Origin of the sequence: Streptomyces panacea (assembly GCF_040560175.1) — a bacterium.
Taxonomy (GTDB): domain Bacteria; phylum Actinomycetota; class Actinomycetes; order Streptomycetales; family Streptomycetaceae; genus Streptomyces; species Streptomyces panacea.
Map to the genome: position 1 here is coordinate 1 of NZ_JARJHW010000330.1, position 3505 is coordinate 3505.

Annotated in this window: 2 protein-coding genes; one reads left to right on the forward strand and one right to left on the reverse strand. The window is 67.4% G+C overall.

The features are described 5' to 3' along the window. On the reverse strand, positions 1-377 hold a 377-nt coding region (locus P3L51_RS35530; RefSeq protein ID WP_354609495.1), incomplete at its 3' end, for an SCO3374 family protein. Between the two features lie 451 nt (positions 378-828). On the opposite strand from P3L51_RS35530, the gene P3L51_RS35535 reads away from it, so the two are divergent. Next, on the forward strand, positions 829-3354 hold the full coding sequence (locus P3L51_RS35535) for an ATP-dependent Clp protease ATP-binding subunit (protein ID WP_354609496.1): 2526 nt from the start codon (positions 829-831) through the stop codon (positions 3352-3354). Positions 3355-3505: the final 151 nt, after the last annotated feature.

Sequence of the window (3505 nt, forward strand, 5' to 3'; positions counted from 1 at the left end):
GTTGGGCCTCTCGGCCTTCCCGGCGGCTCCGGAGCGGTCATCCGGCCGTCGGCGCCCACGGCGGTCAGATCGAGCGCGACGCCACCCCACTCCAGCCAGTCGAGCAGCCCCGGCAGCTCCTCCGCGCCGCCCGCGGCCACCAGCAGCCGCATCCGGCCCGCCACGAGCGCCACCGGCCCGGTCCCCGCCGCGTCGATCCGCCGCAGCACCGCGGCGCCCGCGTCCGCCGGCAGTTCGAGTACGTCGAAGCGGAGCCCGGTCAGCAGCGCGACGGGTGGTCCCGCCGCCGTGGCCCAGCCCAGCTCGTGCTCGTACCAGAAAGCGGTGCCGCCTTCGAGCGGCAGCGGCGCGCGGGGGAGCGGAACGGGGAGAGCCATGCACGGACCAACTCCCCACCCCGGCATCGAGTTACGCACTGTGTATGTGTGCTCGCTCTATGTGTTCCTTGTGGGGGCGTACGGAAGCATTCGGGAGTGCAAGGGTGTTCGCCCGTAGCGGAGCGAACATGGGTGCGCCGCATGGAGTGTCGGTGCTTACGGGTAAGACATTCCTAGTGGGGAGGGTCGACACGCGGTCCCGGACGTCTCACGTTCGCCATCGGCGTACCGATAGCGGGGGTATCTGTCTGGCCTGCGGGAACATCGTCTCGCACCATCAGGTTGGAGCAGATGTCGGCTGTTCGTGAGGAAAGTTCGCCGCCGAGGCGGGGTGATCACGGCGGATGTCGGCAGTTGGAATGAGCGGTCCCCGCTTGCGGGACTAAGCTGCGGAAGGACAGGGAGGGGACCGACCCCTTTACTGCCTGACCGCTCTGAGGAGCGATTAACGATGTTCGAGAGGTTCACCGACCGCGCGCGGCGGGTTGTCGTCCTGGCTCAGGAAGAAGCCCGGATGCTCAACCACAACTACATCGGCACCGAGCACATCCTCCTGGGCCTTATCCACGAGGGTGAGGGTGTCGCCGCTAAGGCCCTGGAGAGCCTCGGGATTTCGCTCGAGGCGGTCCGCCAGCAGGTGGAGGAGATCATCGGGCAGGGCCAGCAGGCTCCGTCCGGCCACATCCCCTTCACGCCCCGTGCCAAGAAGGTCCTGGAGCTGTCGCTCCGCGAGGCCCTTCAGCTCGGCCACAACTACATCGGCACCGAGCACATCCTGCTCGGCCTGATCCGCGAGGGCGAGGGCGTCGCCGCCCAGGTCCTCGTGAAGCTGGGCGCCGATCTCAACCGGGTGCGGCAGCAGGTCATCCAGCTGCTCTCCGGTTACCAGGGCAAGGAGGCCGCCACCGCCGGCGGCCCGGCCGAGGGCACGCCCTCGACCTCCCTCGTCCTGGACCAGTTCGGCAGGAATCTCACCCAGGCAGCTCGTGAGTCCAAGCTCGACCCGGTCATCGGGCGCGAGAAGGAGATCGAGCGGGTCATGCAGGTGCTGTCCCGCCGTACGAAGAACAACCCGGTCCTCATCGGCGAGCCCGGCGTCGGCAAGACGGCGGTCGTCGAGGGACTGGCGCAGGCCATCGTCAAGGGCGAGGTGCCCGAGACCCTCAAGGACAAGCACCTCTACACGCTGGACCTCGGCGCACTGGTCGCGGGCTCCCGCTACCGGGGTGACTTCGAGGAGCGCCTGAAGAAGGTCCTCAAGGAGATCCGCACCCGCGGCGACATCATCCTGTTCATCGACGAGCTCCACACCCTCGTGGGTGCGGGCGCCGCCGAGGGCGCGATCGACGCGGCTTCGATCCTGAAGCCCATGCTCGCCCGTGGTGAGCTCCAGACCATCGGTGCGACGACGCTCGACGAGTACCGCAAGCACCTGGAGAAGGACGCCGCGCTGGAGCGCCGCTTCCAGCCGATCCAGGTGGCCGAGCCGTCGCTGCCGCACACCATCGAGATCCTCAAGGGCCTGCGGGACCGTTACGAGGCGCACCACCGCGTGTCCATCACGGACTCCGCGCTGGTCGCAGCCGCGACGCTCGCCGACCGCTACATCTCGGACCGCTTCCTGCCGGACAAGGCGATCGACCTGATCGACGAGGCCGGCTCACGGATGCGCATCCGCCGGATGACCGCTCCGCCGGACCTCCGCGAGTTCGACGAGAAGATCGCGAACGTCCGCCGCGACAAGGAGTCGGCCATCGACTCCCAGGACTTCGAGAAGGCAGCTTCGCTCCGCGACAAGGAGAAGCAGCTGCTGGCCGCGAAGACCAAGCGGGAGAAGGAGTGGAAGGCCGGCGACATGGACGTCGTCGCCGAGGTGGACGAGGAGCTGATCGCCGAGGTCCTGGCGACCGCCACGGGCATCCCGGTCTTCAAGCTCACCGAGGAGGAGTCCTCGCGGCTGCTCCGTATGGAGGACGAGCTCCACAAGCGTGTCATCGGCCAGAAGGACGCCATCAAGGCGCTCTCCCAGGCCATCCGGCGTACGCGGGCGGGTCTGAAGGACCCCAAGCGTCCCGGTGGCTCGTTCATCTTCGCCGGCCCCTCCGGAGTCGGTAAGACGGAGCTGTCCAAGACGCTCGCCGAATTCCTCTTCGGCGACGAGGACGCACTGATCTCCCTCGACATGTCGGAGTTCAGCGAGAAGCACACGGTTTCGCGTCTCTTCGGTTCTCCCCCCGGATACGTGGGGTACGAAGAGGGCGGCCAGCTCACCGAGAAGGTGCGCCGGAAGCCGTTCTCCGTCGTCCTCTTCGACGAGGTCGAGAAGGCCCACCCCGATATCTTCAATTCCCTTCTGCAGATCCTGGAGGACGGTCGGCTGACCGACTCCCAGGGCCGGGTCGTGGACTTCAAGAACACGGTCATCATCATGACGACCAACCTCGGGACCAGGGACATCTCCAAGGGCTTCAACCTGGGCTTCGCCGCCCAGGGCGACACCAAGTCCAACTACGAGCGGATGAAGAACAAGGTCAACGAGGAGCTCAAGCAGCACTTCCGGCCCGAGTTCCTCAACCGTGTGGACGACACGGTCGTCTTCCACCAGCTCACCGAGGAAGACATCATCCAGATCGTCGACCTCATGGTCGACAAGGTGGATGAGCGCCTGAAGGACCGGGACATGGGCCTTGAGCTCAGCCCGAACGCCAAGGCGCTGCTCGCCAAGAAGGGCTACGACCCCGTTATGGGCGCCCGGCCGCTGCGCCGGACGATCCAGCGCGAGGTCGAGGACATCCTCTCCGAGAAGATCCTCTTCGGTGAGCTGCGTCCCGGTCACATCGTGGTCGTGGACACCGAGGGCGAGGGCGACGAGAAGAAGTTCAGCTTCCGCGGCGAGGAGAAGTCGGCACTGCCCGACGTCCCGCCGATCGAGCAGGCGGCCGGCGGCGCCGGTCCGAATCTGACGAAGGAAGCGTGAGCCGACGCTGAGAGGCTGAGGCGAGGCTGAGCCCAGCACGAGGGGTGGCCCGGGACCGTAACTGGTTCCGGGCCACCCCTCTGTCGTGCCCCGGGGCTCGGTCCGGCCCACTCGGCCCGGGGCTCGGTCCGGCCCACTCGGCCCGGGGCTC

Coding starts and splice junctions, on each gene's coding strand:
- P3L51_RS35535 (WP_354609496.1), top strand. CDS start 829: ATGTTCGAGAGGTTCACCGACCGCGCGCGGCGGGTTGTCGTCCTGGCT.